Annotated in this window: 25 protein-coding genes; 7 read left to right on the top strand and 18 right to left on the bottom strand. The window is 67.7% G+C overall.

What is annotated here, in order from left to right; translation table 11 throughout:
- Positions 1-60 precede the first annotated feature (60 nt).
- The 3 genes from NDO75_RS15920 to NDO75_RS15930 are packed head-to-tail and all read right to left on the bottom strand — an operon-like array spanning position 61 to position 2983.
- Positions 61-1038: an ABC transporter substrate-binding protein gene (locus NDO75_RS15920; RefSeq protein WP_310907580.1), complete on the bottom strand. Its 978-nt coding sequence runs from the start codon at positions 1036-1038 to the stop codon at positions 61-63.
- Positions 1035-2054, bottom strand: coding sequence for an ABC transporter substrate-binding protein (locus NDO75_RS15925; RefSeq protein ID WP_310907581.1), 1020 nt, complete (start codon positions 2052-2054; stop codon positions 1035-1037). The genes NDO75_RS15920 and NDO75_RS15925 overlap by 4 nt, the downstream gene beginning before the upstream one ends.
- A gap of 35 nt (positions 2055-2089) precedes the next feature.
- Positions 2090-2983 carry an ABC transporter substrate-binding protein gene (locus NDO75_RS15930; protein ID WP_310907583.1) on the bottom strand — a complete coding sequence of 298 codons (894 nt, stop codon included), beginning with the start codon at positions 2981-2983 and terminating at the stop codon, positions 2090-2092.
- 83 nt (positions 2984-3066) lie between these two features.
- Here NDO75_RS15930 and NDO75_RS15935 point away from each other — a divergent pair, with 83 nt between their 5' ends.
- Together NDO75_RS15935 and NDO75_RS15940 are read left to right on the top strand one after the other, a co-directional pair.
- Positions 3067-3435 (top strand): cupin domain-containing protein, encoded by a 369-nt coding sequence (locus NDO75_RS15935; RefSeq protein WP_310907584.1) that lies wholly within the window; start codon positions 3067-3069, stop codon positions 3433-3435.
- A gap of 103 nt (positions 3436-3538) precedes the next feature.
- Positions 3539-3967: a VOC family protein gene (locus NDO75_RS15940; RefSeq protein ID WP_310907585.1), complete on the top strand. Its 429-nt coding sequence runs from the start codon at positions 3539-3541 to the stop codon at positions 3965-3967.
- Positions 3968-4000: 33 nt separating this feature from the next.
- On the opposite strand, the gene NDO75_RS15945 is transcribed toward NDO75_RS15940, so the two are convergent.
- The 5 genes from NDO75_RS15945 to NDO75_RS15965 form a co-directional block, all read right to left on the bottom strand.
- A complete protein-coding gene (locus NDO75_RS15945; RefSeq protein ID WP_310907586.1) occupies positions 4001-4555 on the bottom strand; it encodes an HTH domain-containing protein in 555 nt (184 codons plus the stop codon).
- Positions 4542-4757, bottom strand: coding sequence for a MarR family transcriptional regulator (locus NDO75_RS15950; RefSeq protein ID WP_310907587.1), 216 nt, complete (start codon positions 4755-4757; stop codon positions 4542-4544). Before NDO75_RS15950 ends, NDO75_RS15945 begins: the two co-directional genes overlap by 14 nt.
- A gap of 125 nt (positions 4758-4882) precedes the next feature.
- Positions 4883-5278: an LWR-salt protein gene (gene lwrS / locus NDO75_RS15955; protein WP_310907588.1), complete on the bottom strand. Its 396-nt coding sequence runs from the start codon at positions 5276-5278 to the stop codon at positions 4883-4885.
- A 15-nt stretch (positions 5279-5293) separates the two neighbouring features.
- Positions 5294-5575 (bottom strand): 4a-hydroxytetrahydrobiopterin dehydratase, encoded by a 282-nt coding sequence (locus NDO75_RS15960; protein WP_310907589.1) that lies wholly within the window; start codon positions 5573-5575, stop codon positions 5294-5296.
- Between the two features lie 81 nt (positions 5576-5656).
- Positions 5657-6316, bottom strand: a complete 660-nt coding sequence (locus NDO75_RS15965; protein WP_310907590.1) for a helix-turn-helix domain-containing protein — start codon at positions 6314-6316, stop codon at positions 5657-5659.
- Between the two features lie 159 nt (positions 6317-6475).
- Here NDO75_RS15965 and NDO75_RS15970 point away from each other — a divergent pair, with 159 nt between their 5' ends.
- Positions 6476-6883, top strand: a complete 408-nt coding sequence (locus NDO75_RS15970; protein WP_310907591.1) for a hypothetical protein — start codon at positions 6476-6478, stop codon at positions 6881-6883.
- Positions 6884-6940: 57 nt separating this feature from the next.
- Entirely contained in the window at positions 6941-8278 is a 1338-nt protein-coding gene (locus NDO75_RS15975; RefSeq protein ID WP_310907593.1) for a TIGR00341 family protein, read from the top strand.
- 60 nt (positions 8279-8338) lie between these two features.
- On the opposite strand, the gene NDO75_RS15980 is transcribed toward NDO75_RS15975, so the two are convergent.
- The 3 genes from NDO75_RS15980 to NDO75_RS15990 form a co-directional block, all read right to left on the bottom strand.
- Positions 8339-9769: an MATE family efflux transporter gene (locus tag NDO75_RS15980; protein WP_310907594.1), complete on the bottom strand. Its 1431-nt coding sequence runs from the start codon at positions 9767-9769 to the stop codon at positions 8339-8341.
- Positions 9770-9866: 97 nt separating this feature from the next.
- On the bottom strand, positions 9867-10958 hold the full coding sequence (locus NDO75_RS15985; RefSeq protein WP_310907595.1) for a geranylgeranyl reductase family protein: 1092 nt from the start codon (positions 10956-10958) through the stop codon (positions 9867-9869).
- Positions 10959-11047: 89 nt separating this feature from the next.
- Positions 11048-11227 carry a hypothetical protein gene (locus NDO75_RS15990; protein WP_310907596.1) on the bottom strand — a complete coding sequence of 60 codons (180 nt, stop codon included), beginning with the start codon at positions 11225-11227 and terminating at the stop codon, positions 11048-11050.
- Between the two features lie 141 nt (positions 11228-11368).
- Between NDO75_RS15990 and NDO75_RS15995 the strand changes: the two genes are divergently transcribed.
- Together NDO75_RS15995 and NDO75_RS16000 are read left to right on the top strand one after the other, a co-directional pair.
- Positions 11369-12193: a cyclase family protein gene (locus tag NDO75_RS15995; protein WP_310907597.1), complete on the top strand. Its 825-nt coding sequence runs from the start codon at positions 11369-11371 to the stop codon at positions 12191-12193.
- Positions 12190-13185 (top strand): fumarylacetoacetate hydrolase family protein, encoded by a 996-nt coding sequence (locus NDO75_RS16000; protein WP_310907599.1) that lies wholly within the window; start codon positions 12190-12192, stop codon positions 13183-13185. The genes NDO75_RS15995 and NDO75_RS16000 overlap by 4 nt, the downstream gene beginning before the upstream one ends.
- A 27-nt stretch (positions 13186-13212) precedes the next feature.
- Here the strand turns inward: NDO75_RS16000 and NDO75_RS16005 are convergent, their stop codons facing one another.
- The 6 genes from NDO75_RS16005 to NDO75_RS16030 all read right to left on the bottom strand — a co-directional run bounded on the left by NDO75_RS16005 (position 13213) and on the right by NDO75_RS16030 (position 18946).
- Positions 13213-15747 carry an MMPL family transporter gene (locus tag NDO75_RS16005; protein ID WP_310907600.1) on the bottom strand — a complete coding sequence of 845 codons (2535 nt, stop codon included), beginning with the start codon at positions 15745-15747 and terminating at the stop codon, positions 13213-13215.
- A gap of 213 nt (positions 15748-15960) precedes the next feature.
- On the bottom strand, positions 15961-16545 hold the full coding sequence (locus NDO75_RS16010) for a GTP-dependent dephospho-CoA kinase family protein (RefSeq protein WP_310907601.1): 585 nt from the start codon (positions 16543-16545) through the stop codon (positions 15961-15963).
- Between the two features lie 4 nt (positions 16546-16549).
- Positions 16550-16747, bottom strand: coding sequence for a transcription elongation factor subunit Spt4 (spt4, locus tag NDO75_RS16015; protein WP_310907602.1), 198 nt, complete (start codon positions 16745-16747; stop codon positions 16550-16552).
- A 2-nt stretch (positions 16748-16749) separates the two neighbouring features.
- Positions 16750-17319: a DNA-directed RNA polymerase gene (locus NDO75_RS16020; RefSeq protein ID WP_254761985.1), complete on the bottom strand. Its 570-nt coding sequence runs from the start codon at positions 17317-17319 to the stop codon at positions 16750-16752.
- A complete protein-coding gene (locus tag NDO75_RS16025; protein ID WP_310907604.1) occupies positions 17320-17712 on the bottom strand; it encodes a DUF188 domain-containing protein in 393 nt (130 codons plus the stop codon).
- A 1-nt stretch (position 17713) separates the two neighbouring features.
- Positions 17714-18946, bottom strand: coding sequence for a translation initiation factor IF-2 subunit gamma (locus NDO75_RS16030; RefSeq protein WP_310907605.1), 1233 nt, complete (start codon positions 18944-18946; stop codon positions 17714-17716).
- Between the two features lie 147 nt (positions 18947-19093).
- Between NDO75_RS16030 and NDO75_RS16035 the strand changes: the two genes are divergently transcribed.
- Positions 19094-20092, top strand: a complete 999-nt coding sequence (locus NDO75_RS16035; RefSeq protein ID WP_310907606.1) for a DUF5787 family protein — start codon at positions 19094-19096, stop codon at positions 20090-20092.
- A 94-nt stretch (positions 20093-20186) separates the two neighbouring features.
- Here the strand turns inward: NDO75_RS16035 and NDO75_RS16040 are convergent, their stop codons facing one another.
- On the bottom strand, positions 20187-21011 hold the full coding sequence (locus NDO75_RS16040) for an MBL fold metallo-hydrolase (protein ID WP_310907607.1): 825 nt from the start codon (positions 21009-21011) through the stop codon (positions 20187-20189).
- Positions 21012-21019 lie beyond the last annotated feature (8 nt).

Below are 21019 nucleotides of genomic sequence, written 5' to 3' on the forward strand. Positions count from 1 at the left end.
GTAAATGTCTATCGCCCGTACGACGGCCGAACGGCACACGGACGGCTCGGCGGATCGTGATCAGTCGGCTGCCGGCCGAACCCGATCCGCGTACTCGGCGACGATCGGCTCGTCGTCGGGGCGAAACTCGCCGGTCCAGACCGCGTCGGGATCGATCTCCCCCTCGAGCAACGCCGTCTCCGAGAGGGTCTCGCCGAGGCGGTGCCAGCGGGCCGGGTCCTGTGCGCCCCAGCCGTGATCGTCTACGTACGGCGTGAACTGGAGCCGGCGGGCGGCGGTCTCGAACTTCAGCTGCTCGATCCCCCGGTTGCGCTCGAGCGTGGCGTTCCGGCCGACGAGCACGTCGATCGCGCGGTCCGGGTCGCGCGTCGCGGCGGCCCACCCGCGGGCGGTCGCCCGGAGGAACGAGCGGACCGTTTCCGGGCGCTCGTCTGCGAACGCAGGGCTCGTGACGAGCGTCATGCCGTAGATGTCGAGGTAGTCGCCGATCGGGAGTTCGTCAGGTGTGCGGTCGTGTTCGCGGCCGATCTCGATCCCGTTGGTGACGACGCCGACCGCCGCGTCGACCGTCCCGTCGATCACCTTGTGCTGGACGCGGTGGTGGGTGTGCGGATCGACGTCCAGCAGATCGACCTCGTCGCGGATGCCCGCGTTCTCGAGCAACTGCGCCGTCAGAATACGCGTCTTCGTCGCGGAAGGCGCGACGGTCCGGCCCGCCAGCTGTTCGGGTTCGGAGAGTTGCTCGCCGAAGACGTCCCGCAGCGTGTAGACGGCGGCCGGCGTCTTCTGGGTCACCGCCGCGACCGCGAGCGGGTCGAACCCCTCGCTCTGTTTCGCGAGAACGGCACTCGCACCGGCCAGCGCGACGTCGGCGTCGCCGCGGGCGGCGCGTTCGGCGGCGTAGGGCGAGCCGTGACCCTCGACGAACTCGATTTCGAGACCCTCGTCCTCGTAAAAGCCCTCCTCACGGGCGAGGAAGTACGGCGACTGGAAGCCGTTGGGCTCCCAGTTGAGCTGGAAGGAGATGGTCGCGGTCATGCTTCCACCTCGAGGTCGGTCCGGAACAGCCCGTCGGGCAGTTCGTCGACGCCCAGCGCGTCCGCGCCGGCGACGGCCTTCAGGCGGTCGAACAGCCGCTCCATCCCCGCGACGGTCGAGGCGTCCCAGTCGGGGACGACCATCGCGCGCCACCGATCGCGGACGGCCCGGATGACGGCCGGATCGTCCTCGTACATGAGCCGGTCGCCGATCTCGTCCCAGAGGTCGTCGTCGCGCTGCAGGCGCTCGACGGCGTCCCGATAGGCCCCCTGGAACCCGCGGACTGCATCGGGGTGGTCGGACAGGTAGCCCTCGCTCGTCAGGAACGTCGAGACGGGGACGGGGCGATCCTCGGCGTCGCTACCGTCGTCGGCGAGTCGATCGACCAGCCGCGACATCGGCAGCACCTCGCGATAGGGGCCAGTCTCGACGATCTCCGGGATGATCTGCCAGAACTGGAGGACAGCGTCGACCTCGCCGTCGCGGAGCAGCCGGGTGAGTTCGACCTTCGAGCCCGCCTCGACCGGCGTCGCCGTCTCGTCGGGATCGAAGCCGTGGAACTCCCGGCAGGCCGCCCGGACGAGGATCCAGTTCTTGTCGAGCCGCCTGACGACGCCGATGCGGTGATCCGAGAGGTCGGCGAGACCCTCGATGGGCGAGTCGTCGGGTACGACGAGGCCGCCGACCGTCTGTCCGTAGGGGTGGAAGGCGACGATCGGCGCACCGTCGGCGCGCTCGCGGGCCGTCGAAATGTAGTCGATGTCGATCAGGTCGGCGTCGCCCTCCTGGAGCTTCGCCTCGACGGTCTCGAGGCCCGACTCGAGTTCGTCGGAGACGAGTTGCAGGTCGAGGTGGAAGCCGTGATCGTGATCGTAGCCGAAGCGCTTGATGGTGTACAGCATGTACCGCGGGCTACCGTTGTGCTCGAACCGCGCGCGCAGTACCGGCCGGTCGCCAGGGTCGCCGTGGTACTCGTCGATCGCAGTCTGTTGGGAATCGATGTCGATGTCGGTCATTGGTGGCTGGGTGTGTGTCGCTGGTCGGGAGTCGATCAGAGCGGCGCAACGATGTCGTCGATCGCCGCGTCCTCGTCGAGCAGTCCGCGGGCCTGCATCCAGGCGAGGTGGTCGTCGAGTTCGTCGCGGTCGACGGGATCGGGCACCTCGTAGCGCGGGACGGTGATCTCCTCGCGGACGGCGTCGATGTCGACCTCGTCGAACAGGTCCGGCGCGATCGACTCCTCGGCCTCGAGCAGTTCGAGATACGTCTCGCGGAACGCGTCCGGATCGGCGTTGATGTCGGCGACAGCGCGCTCGTAGGCGCGCAGGAACGCCTCGAGGAGGTCGCGGTCGACCGCGTCGCTGCCGACGATCCCCATGTGGTTGTCGTACTCGAGGAGTCGCCGGAAGCCGAGGTGGTCGGCCAGCGTGCTGTGAGGGTCGATGAGCGTTACGGCGTCGACGTGCCCCTCGTGGAGCGCCTGGAGCCGATCGGTCGGCATGCCGCAGCCGACGAGGTCGACCGCGTCGGCGGGAACGTGTTCCTCCAGGGCCTTTCGCGCGGTGTACTCCTGGCCGGTCCGCAGGTTGACGCCGACCGGGACGTTCGCGAGGTCGGCCGGCGTCTCGATGTCGGAATCGGGTCGAGTAAAAACGGTATAGGGGAGGTTCGCGAACGTGCCGTTCGCGACGATGCGCCCGTCGTCCATATCCCACGTCCGGCGGATGCTCTCCCACTTGCAGATCGGATAGAGGTCCACGTCGTAGTCGTCGGTCAGCGTCTCCTCGGCGGGGATGTACTTCACCTCGACGTCGCGCCGGTCGCGCTCGACCAGATCGATCGCGAGCCCCTCTTCGCGGAAGTAGCCCCGTTCCGTCGCCACCTTCTGTGGCAGCATGAACGAGAACGGGAGGTGGAACAGTCGCACTGGTTGGTGTGCTAACATGGGACAATCGACACCGAAGAGGGGCTTAAAACGTTTCCATGATACGTTTATCAGTGCCGGCGTGGGGAGTGTTGCCTGTCCTCATGCAGCAGCTATCGACGACCCGCGCAGCGTTCGACGAGGTCGCCGACGGAGTGTACCTCGCGGACCTGCCGACGGGAAACCGAGCGGGAATGGTCTACTGGCGGATCGAATCGGGGGCGACGCTACCGGTCCACGAACACGCGAACGAACAGATCGGGTTCGTCATCGAGGGCGAACTCACCGCGCTCGTCGAGGGCGAGGAGTACCCCCTCGAGGCCGGCGACGCATACATGTTCCGCAGTAACGAACGGCACGGCGCGGAGAACCGAACGAGCGAGGACGCGGTCGGCATCGGCGTCCTCGCGCCGCCGCGGGAGGAACCCGACTGGCGGCAGACGCCGTCGCGCTCGCGGGCCGACCGGGTCTGACGCGCTCGTGGGGTCGCCGTCGTCGGCCGCCTCGAGCCGCTGGCGCGGAGCCGGCGGCTACGCCTCGGACACCCTCTTGGGGTTGCCCGTGGTAGCACCGCACATGGACGCCGTCGATCACATCAACCTCGACGTAGACGAACTCGAGCCCTGCTACGAGTTCTATCGCGACAGGCTCGAACTCGAACTGGTCAGACCCCCCGAAGACTTCCAGGGCGCGCACGCGATGTTCCGGGCCGGTGAGACGGTCGTCACGCTGGCGGAAACCGGTCGCGCCGAGAACTGGGGCGAACGGGGGCTCGATCACCCGCTCGACAAGGCCCATCTGGCGTTCGCCACCGATCGCGAGCGCTACGAGGCGCTGATGGACGAATTAGACGGACAGTTTCCGAAACAGGGACCGTACGACTGGGACGAGTTCGAGGGGTTCTACTTCCTCGATCCGGACGGGAACCTGCTCGAGGTCATCACCTACGACGCGCCCGACGGCGAGCGGTCGCGGCCGCTGCTCACGCACGACGACGTCGACTAACGGGTTCGGTCCGGGTTTCGGCGCGTGGCGTCGCTACTGCCGTCCGCGCAGGAACGCCGTCGGCTCGTCGGACGACGTATCGAGGGAGAGCTCGACGGCCTGCGTTTCGGCCGCGGTCAGCCACTGTTCGACGGTGTACGTTCGGCCCTCCTCGGGCTGCGGGCGATCCGTGTACGGGACGACGCCGCGGAGTCGCTCGTCGTCCCCGTAGAGTGCCAGTGCCAGCAACGGGACGCGGATCCGCTCGACCTGCTCGTCGCCGAGGCCGAGCGGCGACGTGGGGACCTGCTGTCGACGGAAGGCCGGCTCGAGCGAGTAGCCCCGCTGGTCGGCCCAGCGTTCGAACTCGGCGACGAGGTCGTCGCGGGTCGGCGACGACTCACCCGTGAGCGCGTGTCGCGACGGCCACGGATCGAGCTGCACGTCGGCGACGGTATCGCGGTCGTCGAGCGTCCGGAGGCGGTCGACGACGGTGCTGATTTGCTGGGAAACCGCGCTGGGGACGCCGGAACGCACGTAACACTCGATCCGAACGTCGTCCCTGAGAACCGTCTCGACGGCCGGAACGGCGGGATTATCGGCAGACATAGCCACCCCCCGTTCGCCGAACGAGGTCCTTGGCGGCGAGCGACTCGAGGACGGCAAAGAGCGAGAGCTTGGACAGCCCGAGCGTCCGCTGGAGGTCGGTCGCTCCCGTCTCGCCGCCGACGCGAAGGGCGAGATACACGAGTTTGGCCTGTGGTGAGTCGAGTTCGTTCGGGACTGTGGGGTGTTGTCTGCTCGTAGCCATTGACAGAGTTGGCCACGAACGAGTATATAAATACACGTCGAGGCATGTGCACGAATGCCATATGGGACTCGAGAGAACCGTCGATCCGGCCCTGGTGGTCGGTGGGAACCCGAAAGAACGGCCCTTCAACCGGTCGAGTCAGTGACGCGAATACTCGAGCCCAGATACTTCGAGAGGACTTCCGAGACGTTCTCAGCCTTGAACGCCTCGAGATCGGTTGCGATTTCCGCTTTTAGCGCGTCGAAGTACGCCTCGTCGGTCTGTAGTTCGCGGAAATCGACGGCCTCGACGGTCCGTTCGGGGACGCCGAGCCACTCCGCGGCGAGTCGGCGTGCGTAGTCCTCGTCTGCCACCTCGCCGCGCCACAACGTGTCCCGGAAGAACAGCCAGCCCTCGGTGCCCGGCTCCGCAGCCTCGCGAAAGAGCGTGATCGATGTCTCTGCGCTTCCCGGCTCGAGGGTGACGTCCGCTCGGGCGGGCTCGAGGCGGACCCGAACGCGGAAGGCGTAGCGGGCGTCCATCTCGACCGTCGGGAATCAGGCGTTGCGCTCGGACTCGATCAGGTCGGCCATCTCGAGGTCGGCGTCGGTGATACCGCCCTCCTCGTGGGAGGTTAGCCGGACCTCGACTTCGGAGTAGCGGATGACGATCTCGGGGTGGTGGAACTGCGCTTCCGCGATCTCGCCGACCATCTGGGCGAAGTTGACGCCGCGGAGGTAGTCGTCGAACTCGTAGACGCGGACGATCTCGTCGCCGTCGCGTGCCCACTCGTCTGGAAGTTCCGCCTCGATCTCGTCGTCGGAAAGCAGATCAGCCATGTGGGGCCGAACGCAAGCCACCCAGATAACGATTGTGCCACGTTGGCATCTCAGCGCGGCGTCCCGGCGGCCGATCAGTCGTCAGTCGAGTCGCGATTCTTCACCCGCGGGCTGGAGTTCGGCGTCGACCAATGTTTCGTACGCCCGGCGGAACCGCTCGGAGAGCGCCTGATGAGAGATGCCCAGTTCCGCTGCCAGCTCCTCCATCGAGATACTGCGCGGAATCTCGAAGTAGCCGTACTCGAGGGCGGCCTCGAGCGCCTCCTGCTGTTCGGGTGTCAGCCGCGTCTCGTGGTCGTCGACGTCGGTCACGTCGGTCACCCGCCGGAGATCGGCGTTGACGCCGCGCTCGACCAACTGATCGTAAGCGTCACAGAGCGCGTCTCGATCGCGGTAGCGCACTGTCACCTGCCACCAGCCGTCGGTCGCCCGCGCCTCGAGCAGCGAGCCGCCGTCGGCGAGCAGGTCGTCCCAGAGGCGGTCCGTGCCCGATCTCTCCGAGAACGTCACGTCGTACAGCAGTCGCGAGTCCGTCTCGACGAGGAGTTCCGCGGCCTCGACCGACGGATCCGCGGCGAAGGCGGCGTCGGCCGTCTCGCGATCGACACCGTCCGCCCACAGCGAGGGCCGGGTCTTCGATACCGAGGACTCGAGTTCGAACGTGGCCGCCGGCGCGCGTTCGAAGGCGATCGCCAACGCCGTGTCCGCCGCCGGGAGCCGGAGATCGGCTATCGTCGACATCGGGCGTTGTACACCGTCAGGGCGTAAAAACCGCTGTTGCGGTGAGACTGACTGTCGGGATCGGTGATACCGACCGATCCGATTCAGGACCGTCCGGTCCGCTCGAATGCCGGAACTGGCCGGCCCCACTGTCAAGCCCCGCGGTCACCGAATGCGGCTATGCCCTCTCGTCTCGACGCCGCGACCGACTTCGAAGAACTGGCCGCTCGCATCCGTACCCAGTCGCAGCACGCGCCGGGGTCCGACACCGAACGCGTGACGATTCGCTCGTTCGAGGCCGTCAGTGCCGACGGCCTGGCGACCCTGCTCGAGGCGGCGGAGAGCGAACACCTCGAGCCGGGCGAACTGGTGTTCGTCCTCTCGCGGGCCAACGCCGAACTGCTCTGCGAGCGCGAGTTCGACATCGACGACGTCGACGAACTCGAGGAGGAACTCGGCCGACGGGTTCGGGTCGAGGACGAGATGCCGGACGACACGATCCTCCTGTTGCACCCCGACGCCGTCGAGGGCGAGGACCTCGTCGAACCGGAGGCGATCGCCTGCGGTATCGTCGGGACGGACGACTGACCGAAACCCGTCCACTGCCGCCCATTGGATTTTCCGGCGATCGGTCGTGCTCCAGGTATGCGGTATGTAGAGATCACGGTGCCCGAGGGGAAGCGACGGGCAGTCCTCGACATCCTCGAGGACGAAGAGATCGACTACGTTCTCAGCGACGAGACCAGCGGTCGAGGGTTCGCGGCCGTCGTTCGGTTCCCGATTCCGACACGCGCCGTCGAGCCGCTTCTCGATCGGCTGAAGGGGGCTGGGATCAGCGAGGAGGCGAGGATCGTCGTGATCAACGCCGAAACGGTCGTTTCGGAGCGGTTCGCGACGCTCCGAAACCGGTACAGTCGCGGCGGTCAGATCGAATCGCGTACCTCGAGACAGGTGTTGCGCACGAAGGCAGACGAGCTCACGCCTCCGTTTTCGATCTACGCCGTGATGTTGCTCATCAGCGCCGTCGTCGCCACTGCCGGCTTGCTCGCCGACTCGCCGGCGGTCGTGATCGGCGCGATGGTCATCGCGCCGCTGCTCGGGCCCGCCCTCGCGGCAAACGTCGGGATCGTTACCGGCGACGATCGGCTCAAATCGACCGGCTTCAGGTACCAACTCGTCGGCGTAACGATAGTCGTCGTCGCCTCCATCGGTCTCGCCACGCTCGCGCGGCTGGCCGGCCTCGAGCCCGCGGGCGTCGACATCGTCGTCGCCACCGAACTTCAGGAGCGAGTCTCACCGAACCTGTTCTCGCTGGCGGTCGCCCTCGGCGCCGGGATCGCCGGCATACTGAGCCTCACGCGGGGGTTTTCGGAGGCCATCGTCGGCGTCATGATCGCCGCCGCGCTCATCCCGCCGTCGGCCGCGGTCGGGATCACGGTCGCCTGGGGGATGTCCGGTGCGGCGGTCGGTGCCGCCGCCCTCGTGATCGTCAACCTCCTGTCGATCAACCTCGCCGCGCTGGCGACGCTGTGGACCGCCGGCTACCGTCCGCAGGGGCTGTTCGAGGTGTCACCGACCAGACGGCCGACCTACGTCTACGCGGCCGTCTTCGGAATCGGACTGCTGGTGCTCGCCGCGCCGCTGGCCGGCATCACGTTGCTCGACTTCCACACGACCGAGCTCGAGTCGGCGGCCGAAGCGGAGACCGAGGCGGTGCTCGCGGAGTCGCAGTACGATCACCTCGAGACCGGCGACGTCGCAGTCGAACTCGACGGCGAGTACCCGTTCCAATCGATCGAACGGGTCGTTGTCACGGTCTCCGGACCGGAATCCGGACCGGAACCCGGGCTGGCCGACCGGCTCTACGAGGAGATCAGGCCCCACGGCGACGAACCGCTGATCGTCGAGGTCCAGTACGTCGTCGCTCAGGAGCGGGGGAGCGACGCCGACGGGGGGATCGCCGAGCGCTCGAGCGGGCCGTGAGTCGCGCTCGTCTCTCGAGGCTTGCAGCGAGAGGGGCGCCCTCGGACCGACGAGTCGGGATCACCCGGGCTCCGACGACGGCCGATACCGCCGACTCACGGCTTTCCACCGCCCGGACCGGAACAGCCAGTAGTTGATCCCGCCCGGCACGGCCGTCTCGAGAAAGAGCGCCAGATAGAGCCCGCCGACGCCGAGCGGCGTGACCAGCCCGAGCGCGGCCGCCGGGAGGGCGAACGCGTACCGACCGAGCAGCGAGGCGACGAACGGCCAGCGGGTGTCGCCGGCGCCCAGAAGCGCCCCCGCCGCGGCCCCGTCGATCCCGAAGCCGACCGAACTGACCGCCCCGACGACGACGAAGACGGCGGCTTGCGCGACCGCGTCGGGGTCGGAGACGAACAGCCCCGCGATCGGCTCCGCGAACACCACGACTAGGGCCGCCACCCCCGTGTAGATCAGGGTCGAGAGCCGAACGATCGCCGCTCCGTAGGCGTCCGCCTCCGCCTCTTCGGCCGCGCCCAGCCGCTGACCGACCAACGAACTCGAGGCCAGCGACAGCCCCCAGTTGACGCTGTTGATCAGCCCGCGCACGCGCCGGCCTACCTCGAGAGCGGTGACGACGACCGGGCCGAACGTGGCGGCGATCCACAGCAGCGGGAAGACGACCAGCCCCTGGGCGAGCCGACGGCCGATCTCCGGCGTCGAGATCTCGATCAACTGGCGGATCATCGAGACGTCGAACAGCGGATTCGAGCGGGTTATCGGGACGGGGCTCGGCTGCATCCCGAGCCGGCCGTACGAGCGGCCGAACATCCCCCACGCGAGGACGACGGTCACGAAGCCGCTCGCGAGCGTCGTCCCGATCGCCGCGCCGGCGACGCCCATCCCGAGCCCGAAGATGAACGCGCCGCTGAGGACGATGTTGAGGACCGCCCCGCCGGCACGAGCCATCATCTCCGTGAACGTGTCACCGACGCCCGTGTACGTGCGGCTGGCGACGAGGTTGAGCAGCTCGAAGACCACGGCCGGGGCAACGTAGACGAGGTAGATCTCCCCGTAGCGACGCGGGGCCGGGTCGGCACCGAGCAGGTCGATCAGCGGCCCGGCGTAGGCGAGAAACGCGGCCACGACCGGGATCGACAGCGCGATCGCGAGCACGGCGCTCTGTGCGACGGCCAGCGACGCGCGGTCGGTCGCCTCGCCGCCGTAGTTCTGCGAGACGAGCGTGACGGTCCCCCCCGCGAGGCCGAGGCCCAGCATCGTCACCATCTGCCAGTAGCCGAGCGCGAATGCCAGCCCCGCGGTGCCGGCGGTGCCGACGGCGACCCCGACCATCGCGAGGTCGGCCGTCTGTTTGGACATGATCGCGAAACCCGTGACGATCCGCGGCCACGCGAGTTTCATCGTCGGCCAGAACCGCTCGGCGTCGATGATCCCCAGACGCTCGAGTGTGCCCACGAGGACCGAGACGCCGGCCAACTGCCGCACCTTCATCGCCCGTTCTTTCGGTACCGCGGTCTTCGGTCTGTCGGCTCCGGCACGCTGGGCTAGTATCGGAAATGGAACCGTATCACGGGTGCGGGACGGCCGTTCAGCTTCGGAAGCGAGAAAGCATCGCCTTGAGATGGGTCGGGGAGACCAGCGAGGTCGGCCGGTCCATGTGGACGCCGATCTCGCCCGACAGCGCGCCCAGCCCGAGCCGCTGGACGGGTTCCGGCAGCGAGTACGCACGCCGAAGCCAGTGGCCGATCTCCTGTTCGCGCTCGAGGTCGTCGCGCCAGACCCGCTCGTAGGCCGCGAGCGTTGTCGGTCGATCGGGATCGATCTCGCGGGCGGCGTGATCGGCGCTGGTCATGCCGTACAGAATGCCGCCGCCGGTGAAGGGTTTGGTCTGGGCCGCTGCGTCGCCGATGAGGAAGGCCCGGCGCGTCGTGACGCGGTCCGGTGGACCGATCGGGATCGCACCCGAACAGCGATGAGAGACGTCGATCTCGTACCCGTCGATCAGCTCTTCGAAGTGCTTGGTGACCTGCACGCCAGGTGGGGCCGCCAGCCCGTACTCGACGCCTGCCTCGCCACGGGGAATGCGCCACGCGAAGAACGTCGGCGGCGTGAGGTGGACGTCGACGAAGTCCTGGTGGTCGTCCTCCTCGGAAAACGCGAGGACGCCGTGGAGCAACTCCTCTGGCTGCGGTAACGCGAGCTGGTCGCGCACCCGCGAGCGCGGGCCGTCGCAGCCGGCGAGCATCTTCGCTTCGACCTCGAGGGTCCCGTCCGGACCGTTGGCGACGATCTCGACGCGGTCGCGGTGTTCGGTGACCTCGGTGACCGTGTGCTCCTCGCGGACGTCCGCGCCGGCCTCGCGAGCCAGCTCCGCGAGGTGGCGATCCAGACCGACGCGGTCGATGACGTTCGAGGCGACCTCCCGTTTGTAGAACGGATAGGCGTCGCTGCGCGGACCGCCGACGTGAAACCGCGCCCCGTAGATCTCGTTCTGGAACAGGTCGTCGCGAGCGCCCTCGCCGGTGAAGTTCCAGATGTCCGTACTGACGTGGCCCGAACAGGCCAGCGGCTCGCCGATCGTCCCCTTCTCGAGGGCGAGCACGTCGTAGCCTTCTTCTGCGGCCCGTCGAGCGAAGCGTGCGCCCGGCGGTCCGACGCCGACGACGACGAAATCGTACATAGCCGTCGGGTTCACGCCGGGGAGTAAATAAGTTCTCGAGATGTGCTCGAGAGAGCAGTCGATCCTGACCTGCCGCGATTCGTCGGCGATCAGCTCGATGGGGTCCTCGAGACGGCTCGAGACGCCGCGAGGATCGCCAGGAGAAGCGCCAGTCCCAGCACCGCGTACTGGACGTACCACACCGCCGAATCGAGTATCGTGACGCCGGCGACGGTAAGCGCCATGGCCGTCGTCAAGAGCGCGACCCACGAATCGCCCTGCTCGTCCATGGGTTCGGATCGGGCTACCAGAGCCTAATACATGTCGGTTTTCTATCATCAGTCTCCTACCCGACGTTCGCTCCAGACTGCGCAAAGTCGCGGACGGCCGGTGCAGTCACGCTTACATAGCTTCCCCGAAACGTGGCCACCATGCGCGATTTGTTGACAGCCGACGATGCCACGCTGATCGACCTGAGCATCGGCCTCGAGGACGGTGTCGCGAGCGAACCTACTCCGCCGAAGATAGACGCCTTCGACCACGAAGCGGGCGCGGAGCGGCTCGCCGAAAACCTGCGAGCGCAGGGGTACGATGTCGACGCAGAGGACTTCCCTGACGGCATGGGGCTGGCCTGGGAGGACCTCGAGGTGATCCCTCACGCGGGCACCCACATGGACGCGCCCTGGCACTACGGCCCCGAGGTGGACGGCGAGCCAGCGAAGACGATCGAGGAGATTCCCCTCGAGTGGTGTCGCGGGAGCGCGGTCGTCCTCGACTTCCGGTGGATGGAGGCCGGCGCGGAGATCTCCGTGGCCGACCTCGAGGACGCCCTCGACGACCTGAACCACGAGCTCTCGCCCGGCGAGATCGTTCTGATCCAGACCGGTGCCGACGAGCTGTGGGGCCAGCCCGAGTACCTGACCGAGTTCCCGGGAATGAGCGCCGAGGGGACGAAGTACCTCGTCGAGCAGGGCGTGACAGTCATCGGGACGGACGCCTACGGCTTCGACAAGCCCTTCGCCGCGATGGGCGAGCGCTACGTCGAATCGGGCGACGAGGACGAGCTCTGGCCGGCCCACTTCGCCGGTCGCGAGGTGGAGTACTGCCAGATCGAGAAGATGGCGAACCTCGACGCGCTCCCCCGGAAGACCGACGTGCCGATCGTCGCGTTCCCCATTACAATCGAGAACGCGAGCGGCGGCTGGGTGCGACCGGTCGCCTTTATCGACGACGAGACGGGAGGTGAGACCGCATGAAACTCGCGACCTTCGAAGTCGACACCCCCGTCGGTCCCGTCGAACGCATCGGTGCCGTGGACGAGTCGACCGAGTCGGACGACGCACCGGCCGGCGAAGCGACCCTCGTGGATCTCACCGCCGCCCACGGCGCGGCCCTCGCTGCCGGGGGCGAACCCGCGCCCGCCGACCTCGCCCGCGCGCACGTACCGCCGGAGATGATCGCCTTCTTGGAGCGCGGCGACCGGGCCATCGCGGACGCCAGAGAGGCCCTCGAGTACGCGGCCGAGACGGACGCCGAGCGCGGCCCCGGCGGCGCGAAGCTCCGGTACGGTCCCGGCGAGTACCGGCTGCTCGCACCCTTACCGCGGCCGAACTCGATGCGCGACTGCATGGCTATCGAAGAGCACGTCCAGAACAGCATGGACGGCGAGATCGCGGACGTCTGGTACGAACTGCCGGTCTACTACAAGGGCAACGCCGACAGCGTGGTATCCCCCGGCGAAACGATCCAGTGGCCCGACTACTCCGAGATCATGGACTACGAACTCGAGATCGCGGCCGTGATCGGCAAGCGCGGTCGCGACATTTCGGCCGCGGAGGCCGAGGAGTACATCGCCGGCTACACCGTGTTCAACGACTTCAGCGCCCGCGACATCCAGGGCCAGGAGATGGAGGGACGGCTCGGCCCCGCGAAGGGAAAGGACTTCGCGAACGGACTCGGCCCGTACTTCGTCCCTCGCGATGACATCGATGTGCTCTCGGCTCCGATGACCGCCCGGATCGACGGCGAGGTCTGGTCCGAAGGCACCGTCGACGAGATGTACCACTCCTTCGCGGAGATCGTCGAACACATCTCCCAGTCCGAGACGCTCCACCCCGGCGACGTCATCGGCAGCGGCACCGTCGGCGAGGGCTGCGGCCTCGAGCTCGGCCAGTGGCTGGAAGACGGCGACACCGTCGAACTCGAGGTCGAGGGGATCGGGACACTCGAGCACACGGTCGTCGAATAGGACGGGGACGACGCCGCTCGTCGGCCGTCAGTCGTCGACCGTGGTCGCCGGTGTCGGCTCCGCATCGCCCGCGACGCGGCTCACGTCGGCGTACCGCGCCCAGAGCGCGAGCATGCTCGGGAGGACGAGCACGCTCACGAGGAACGACGTGACGAGCGCGAGCACGACGAGGAGACCGAGACTCTCGATCTGCGGGTGGGGATGTAACAGCAGCGCCAGGAACGCCGCCGCTGAGGTGAGCGTGCTGCCGAGCAACGCGCCGCCCGTTCCGACGACGGCCGCCTCGAGCGCCTCGTAGGCGCTCCCGCGGCGCTCGAGTTCCTGCGCGAAGCGGTCGCTGACGTGGATGTTGTAGTCGATCCCCAGCCCGACGACCAGGCTCATCAGGAGCGCCGTGAGCAGGGTCAGGGGCACGTCCAGCAGGAACATGCTCCCGATGACGAGCCCGGCGACCAGGACGATGGGGACGACGGTCACGGCCCCGAGGCTCGCACTGCCCTCGGTCAGTCGGTAGATACCGACTAGGCTGACTGCGATCACGCCCAGCGCGAGGAGCAGCACGTAGAGGATTCCCTCCGTCACTTCCGACAGTTCGGCCTGCATGACCGCCGCGGGACCGGCCGCGGTCGCGGTCAGGTCCGCGTCGCCGTCTTCGATCGCGGCGGCCGCCGCTTGCATCCCGTCCGCGCGCTCGTCGGCCGTCTCGCTCCGATCGACGGTGACGAGCAGTCGAAGGGATCGATACTCGCCCTCGTCCGTCCGTTCGATCACCTGACTCGCCTCGTCGGGCGCGACCGCGAAGAGGTGGTCGTAGACCGATTCGATGTCGCGGTCCGGGATTCCGTCGTCGTTCGCGTCCGCCGCCTCGAGCGTCGCGGCGAACGACTCGTTTTCAGCGGCGGCGACCTTCATGACCGATAGCGGCGACACCACCGAGTCGGTGCCCTGCCGGTCGAACGCCACTCCCGTCTCGTGGGCTCGTTCGACCCCGCTGTCGACCTGCTCGAGGGCAGCGTCGGCCGTCACGTCGCCCTCGATCAGTAGCTGTGATCGGCCCGTGTCGTCGCTACTCGACTGGTACTGTTCGGTAACGTACAGTCGGTTCTCGATGAACGCCGATTCCTCCCACGCCATCGGTCCCGGCAGTTCCGTCTTCCAGTCGTCGACGGGTTCGGTCTGCTGCTGGTAGCTCGCCTGGTCCAGTGCGGGCCAGGCCATCGCTCCGGCGGTCCCCGCGACGAGCGCGACGACGATGACGACGGGCGCGGCCCGCTTGGCGAGGCCAACGCTCCCACCGAGTGCGCGCCGCAGATAGCGGCCGTGGCCGAGCGGCTCCTTGCGACGCTCGAGGCCGACGCGTTCGCAGAGCCCGTCGAGACTGATCTTCAGCGCGGGAACGAGCGTGACGAAGATGACGAACGCCGAGATCACGCCGAGCGTGATCCCGATCGCCATGTTCCGGATCGAGTTCACCGGGTTGACGACGTTGGAGAGGAAGCCGATCGCCGTCGTCACCGTGACCAGTACGAGTGCGACGGCGACCGACCGGACCGATCTGAACATCGGCGGGCGGATCCCCTCGTCGCTGCCGCGCTGTTCCCGATAGCGCATGAAGACGTGGAAGCCGAAGTCGATGCTGATGCCGGCGATCATCACTGGCCCGATGATCATCGTAATCCCCGCCGAGACGCCCAGCCAGCCCAGGATGCCGAACATCCAGACGATCGAGACGACGACGCCGATCATGCCGACGACGACGTCGATCAGGTCGCGGTAGGTGAAAGCGAGGATACCGAGAATGAGCGCCAGCGCGACCGGCAGGACGAGCGTCACCGTGTTGTCGTACATCTGCCGGTTGAGATCGCCCACCGCGTGCTCGCCGAGCGTGAAGTAGTTCGGGTCGTCGCGCTCGGTCGCCGCCTCGTAGAGCGCCCGTTGTGCGTCGCTCGGGACCCCGGCCGACTCGGCGGTCCCGTCCGTCTCGAAGCGGAAGACCGTCCGACGGCTCTCGGCCGTCGCGCTTCCGGGGTCGTAGCTGCGCGGCAACAGCGAGAGCGCGCCTGACTCCTCGGTCAGCGTCTCCGCGACGAGCGCCTCGACCTCGTCGTCGTCGGTCGACTCGAGGGCCGCGATCTGTTCCTCGAGCGTCGCGTTTCGATCGCCCGCGGCCCGCGTCGCGATCACGTTCGCGACGCCGGTGATACCCCGCTCGTCTGCGAGTGCCGCCGACACCGACTCGTTCTCGAGCACCGCTCGCTGGTACTCGAGCGACTCGAGCAGCGCCGCCTTGGAGAGCACGTTGCCGTCCTCGGCTCGGACGTAGACGGCCGCGACCGAGACGTTCTCCCGCCGATCGCTACCGTCGCCGTAGTGCTCGTCGATGTATGCCGCCTTCCGTTCGGCCGTCGTCTCGCCGACGTCGCCGCCGCCCGCCTGACTGGACGTGTCGAGATTCCCCATCCCGACGACCATCCCGGCGGTCATGAGCAACAGGACGACGATCACGATCCGGTTGTGGCTCGTGACCGCGTCGATACACCTGTCGAGTACGTCGCGTACCATGTCGATTCGGACTCGAGCCGGAACGTCCATAAAAAGGGAATCACGGTTTCCGACCGTGAAACTCGGCGAGGATCGCCGCACGGGGTGAGGAAAACCGCCGGTTGCGCCGAGAGCGCAGACGAAGCATTCGGTATCGAACGCTCTCTGGCGGTAGCGCCGAAACGTATCGTGAGAACGAACGCGATCGCCGCTCCGAACGCGACGACTCGACGGTCAGTCTTCGCTCGAGCCCTCGAGCAACGCCCAGAACCGCTCGGTGTCGCCTTCGAATCGCTCGAGCAGGTCGCGCATCTCCGTGCGGTGATCGTCGGCGACTTTCACGTGGACCATTCCCTCGTCGGGCTGGCCGTAGACGACGCTCGCACCCTCGGGCGCGGCGACGATGGCGGGTAGCGCGACCAGATCCTCCTCGCCGTCGACCAAGATTGTGGTCGGCTCGTCGGTCGCGAGCGCACGCTGGAGCGCTCGAACGACGGGGGCACCGAGTTCGGCGGGCGGATTTTTGACTTCGATGCTCGCGCCCTCGGTGACCACGTCGCGGATCTCCTCGTCGACGGCAGTGCGTTTCGTCCGGCCGTCGACCAGCGCCACCTCGGGCTGGCGGCCAGCCTGCAGCAGGTGGTAGGTGACGACGTCGCCGACGGCGATCAGCGGCCCGTCGACGGCCTCCAAGAGCCGGTCGGCGTCGGTCTCGATGGGGCCCAGCGGTTCTTTGAGTTCGTGGCGGAGGTCGTCCGGGAGAACCAGCAGCCGCTCGTCGCGGTCGGCGGGCGCCGAATCGCGATCGTCGCGAGTCACGGTGTCAGCGGACCTTCAGGGCGTACGCGCCCGGTTCGGTGATCTGCATCTCCGTCGCGATCTGACTCTCTTCGGGGTGGGCGATGATGACGTAGCCCGCCCAGTCCTCGGTCAGCGACGAGGAGTTGCAGGCCTCACAGGTCTCGTTGTCCGGTTCGTTGACCCGGTGACACTCGCGACAGACGAGACGGTCGGATGCCATGGTTATTCACCTGCGGTCGCTTCGCGCTTCTCGCGTTCTTCCTCGAGCCAGCCGTGTTTTCCGAGGCCGGGCTGTTTCGCGGTGAGCCCGATCTTGGAGTCGCGAGGGTTGCGCTCGTCGATGCTCTTGGTGACGATGCGGGCCCGGACGGCGTCGTCGACGCCGAGCGAACGGGCGGACTCGTTCGAGGCGAGGCGCTGGTTCTCGCCGTCGAATGCCAGGTACTCGTCGCTGATCTGCGAGACGTGCAGCAGTCCGTCGACGGGGCCGATGCCGACGAAGGCCCCGAACTCGACGACCTCGACGACGGTGCCGTCGACGACCTCCTGCATCTGCGGATCGAAGGTGACGGCGTCGAACTCGGCCTCGTAGTAGACGCCCGGCCGGTTGGGCAGCACCGTCCCCTCGCCGATGTCGTGAACCTCGGTGACGGAGACGACGCTGCCGACTTCTTCGTCCATCCGTCCCTCGAGTTTGTCCTGAAGCAGGCGCTTGACTCGATCCGGCGAGACGTCGCCGAGCTCTTCCGGCGGTACTTCTACTGTATCCTTCAATCTGACCCGTTTGTACATCTATGGTTGAGTGATCGCTAACTTGTTTCTCCCGCGTAATGCAATTACCGGTATACTCGCCTCGAGTACCCGGTCGCGCAGCGGGCGGTCGTTCGTGACGACGTAGTCGACCGCGCCCTCGCGGGCGAGTTCGACCAGCGCGTCGTCGGCGTACGATGCCTTCGTGTCGACCGCGAGACAGCGTTCGGTCGCCAGGTCGTGGCCGACGTTCGCGGCCGTCCCCTCCTCGCCGCCCTTCTCGGAGAGGCGACGTAATTCCTCGAGGACGGCCTGCGGAATCGTGGGCTCGTAGTCGTCCAAGAGCCGCTCGAGCTCGTCGAACAGCCGCACGTCGAGTTCGACGGGCATCATGAGCGCGCTCGTATCGAGGGCGACCCGCGTCCGCGTCGTCATGCTATTCCGTGAGCGTTCCCAGCCCGATCAGTCGCCAGCGTGCGCCGATGCGGCGGTTGATCGCGATCTTCGTGCCCGGATCGGCGGCGACGGGTCGTTTGAGGTTGACCTCGCACTCGCCGCTTCGGGCGCTGGTGACGGCTCCGACGGTCGTGGCGGTGCCGACGGTCATCATCAGCGGTTCGCCGGTGCTGATCTCGTCGACCGTCTCGCCGCTCTCCGCGCCGACGACCCGCTCGAGCAGGTCGACCTCCATCGTGAACTCGTTCCACGTCGGCGGGAGCGTGCCCGGCGGGCCGGCCATCCGTCCGGCCAGCGCGTCGCCCTTGGTGAGCGAGGGGTCGAGCCCGGTGCCGACGCCGAGGAGGCCGCCCGGCGTGACGGCGTCGACGGTTTCGCCGCCGGCCTGTAGCGATCGGACCGTCGTCTCGATCGGGACGTACTCGGTCCGGCCGCCCTCCTCGACCTCGCGGCCGGGTCGGATCTCGATCTCGTCGCCGACCTCGAGTTCGCCCCGGACGAGACTGCCGCCGAGGACGCCGCCGGCGAGGTCTTTCGCTGTCGTCCCGGGTTTGTTGATGTCGAAACTGCGGGCGACGTGCATCCGAGGGTCGGCCTCGGGATCCCGCTCGGGGGTCGGAATCTCCTCCTCGATGGCCTGGATGAGCAGGTCGAGGTTGACCTCCTGGCCCGCGGAGACGGGGACGATGGGGGCGTCTTCGGCGACCGTGCCGGAGACGAACTCTTTGATCTGGTCGTAGTTGTTCCGGGCGGTGTCGGCGTCGACGAGGTCGACCTTGTTCTGGGCGATGACGATGTTGTCGATGCCGATGATGTCCAGCGCCATCAGGTGCTCCTCGGTCTGGGGCTGGGGAACGGGCTCGTTGGCGCTGACCACGAGCACCGCGCCGTCCATCAGGGACGCGCCGGAGAGCATCGTCGCCATCAGGGTCTCGTGACCCGGGGCGTCGACGAACGAGACGGTCCGGAGCGGCTCGCTTTCGGAGCCGTCCGGACACTCCTCCTCGACGGTGTAACAGTCGGGTTCCTCGAGTCCCTCGCAGTAACGGAACGTCGCGTCGGCGTAGCCGAGCCTGATCGAGATGCCGCGTTTCATCTCTTCCGAGTGCTGATCCGTCCACGAGCCGCTGAGGGCTTGCACCAGCGTCGTCTTGCCGTGGTCGACGTGACCGACGAGCCCGATGTTCACCTCCGGTTGTCGATTTCCTGCCATAAGACGAGAGTAATCTTAGATAGAGGTTCCGCTGTGCGCTTGATAAAGGTTGCGAGCTATCCCCGTCGCACACCGCGGTCCCGGAACCGCCGTCCGGCGACTCGTTGTGCCCGACGACTTATCTCGCTGCCGTCCCTCACGGCTACTGTGTCCGAATTCGCGTTCGAACTCGAGCTCTGTGCGGGCCTCGAGTCGCGCCGGGCGGGGATCGTCGCCCGCCAGCTCGGCGCGAGCGTCGCCGATCCCGGCGGCCGGATCCTCGACGTGGTCTGTCTCGAGCCCGGCCCCGAGTTCGACGACCGCGTCGCGCTCACGAGCGAGTCGATCCCCGACGCAGCCATCGAATCCGCCGTCGGCACCGGCCGAGCGCGCTACTGGAAAGACGCCTTCGACTGCCATCCCGAGCGCGCCCGCAGCGCCGTCGAGCGGGCGCTCGAGATCGGCTTCTTCGAACGCGATCACGGGATGAACGCGGACGCGGGCCGCGACTACGTCCGTCAGGTGGACCGCTACCCGGACTGGTACGGCCGCATCGTCGGGATCGAGAACAAGCCCGACCTCGGCCGGCCGGGCGACCTCGAGGCCCAGTTGCGAACGGACGCGAGCCTCGCCGTCGTCGACGAGGCGATCCTCGCGACCGAGAGCTACGTCACGCGCGCTCACCTGAACCGCATCCCCGAGGAGATCGGCGTCTGGCGGGTCCACCGCGACGAAGACGCGACGGAAATCGAGATCGAGGTGGTCCGCGATCCGACGGCGCTGCCGGTCGACGAACCCGGGATCGAACCCCTCGAGTACCACCCCGGTCGAACCGAGATCGCCGTCGTCGACGCCGACGCGAAGGCCCGCGCCCGTCGCCGGCTCGCCGAACGGGCCTACGGGAAGGGGTGGCGAGCGTACGACTTCCCCGGCTGTGGGGCCTGTCGCGCGGACGACTCGAGCGGCGCGACGCTTCCTCGCTGCGACTGGAAGGGGCGCGTCGTCGACGCCGCGACGGAGTGCGGTCCCTCGTGTCCGGGCCACCAGTCGGCTACCGCTCCCGCAGATAGGGACGACCTCGAGGCCGAACGCGAGCGGCGAACGCCGTGGCAGGCGAATCCCGACGGGAAACGGCGGCGGCAGACGGGACTGGATCGGTTCGGCTGAGCGAAGTCGATTCCGGTGGTCGCGGCGCGCCCCTCGGCGAGTCACACGTGGCTCGAGACGAGTCGTAGCGGTTCCTGGAAGTCGTGGGGCCGCGTTAGAGAACGTACTCTTCGCCGTCGATCGCCAGCGGCTCTTCGAACGCCTCGTCGACCGAATAGTAGTGAGCCACGTGAACGAGCCGCGTCTGCGCCGCGTTCAGTTCGTCGGCCAGCGCGAGCGCCCCCTCTCGAGTCATGTGTTTCGTCCCGAACGTCCGGGGAACGCCGTCGGCGTCCTCGTGGCGGCCGCCGAGGGGGTGGTATTCACAGAGGTCGGCGGGGACGATGCCGTCGGCCAGCAACAGGTCGGGATCGGAGAGGACCGCACGGGACTCCTCGGGCAGGCCGTAGCTCGTGTCGCCCGACAGCGAGAGCTTCGCGCCCGTTTCGGGGTCCTCGACCGCGAGTCCGTAACAGACCAGCGGTGGGTGATCGACCGGCACCAGCGTTACGTCGAGCCCGCAGATCCGCACCGGCTCGAGGGGCGCCGTCGGCCTGACGGTGACGGCATCGAGGTAATGATAGTCGTCCTGGACCGTTTCGGCGACGCTCTTGCCCGTCTCTGGGTCCGTTTCGTCGGCCGCGTACACCTCGAGGTCGTCGAAGACACGAAAGACGTTGCCCAATCCGTCGAGGTGGTCGAAGTGGATGTGCGTAATGACGGCGGCGTCGGGCAGGGGGACCTCGTCGCGGAGGAACTGGTAGCGGAAGTCGGGGCTGAAATCGATCAGCAACGACTCGCCGGTCCGCTCGTTCTCGACGTGAACCGAAAAGCGCGTGCGCTCGACGCCGCGCTCGCGGGCCGCGGTACAGGTGTCGCAGTCGCAGCCGACCGTCGGCGTCCCGGTCGTGTCGCCGGTGCCGAGCAGGGTCACCCGCATCGGCGGTT

Source organism: Natrinema sp. 1APR25-10V2, assembly GCF_031626495.1.
Lineage (GTDB): Archaea > Halobacteriota > Halobacteria > Halobacteriales > Natrialbaceae > Natrinema.